Raw genomic sequence first — 484 nt, 5'->3', positions numbered from 1 at the left:
GTGCGCCGTGCCCTGCCGACGGCAAAAAGGCGGCTGGTCGGGCCGTTCATCTTCTTCGACCGCATGGGCCCGGCGATCCTGCGCGCCGGTCAGGCACTGGATGTCCGTCCGCATCCGCATATCGGCCTGTCGACAGTCACCTATCTGTTCGACGGCAAGATCCGGCACCGCGATTCACTCGGCACCGAAATGGTCATTCAGCCCGGCGACGTGAATTTGATGACCGCTGGCCGCGGCATCGTCCATTCGGAGCGTACGCCGGAGGAACTGCGTGGCGCGCCGATGTCGGTATCCGGTCTGCAGACATGGCTGGCGCTGCCGGACGACAAGGAAGAGGTGGCACCGGTTTTCGAGAACACAAGAGCGCTCAGGCTTCCCGAGATCGATGCCGAAGGCGTCAACGGGCGCCTCATCATCGGCGATTTCCAGGGGTTGCGGTCGCCGGTCAGGGCCGACTCGGAGACGCTCTACGCCGACCTGCGCC

At 65.1% G+C, this 484-nt stretch carries 1 protein-coding gene; it reads left to right on the top strand.

The window, feature by feature from the left end; all coding sequences use genetic code 11:
- The coding region (locus EN750_RS38530; protein WP_145968400.1) for a pirin family protein at positions 1 to 484 on the top strand (484 nt) is incomplete at both ends.

The organism is Mesorhizobium sp. M7A.F.Ca.ET.027.03.2.1 (genome assembly GCF_003999175.1).
GTDB lineage: Bacteria > Pseudomonadota > Alphaproteobacteria > Rhizobiales > Rhizobiaceae > Mesorhizobium.
This window is presented reverse-complemented; position numbering and strand designations above follow the sequence as displayed.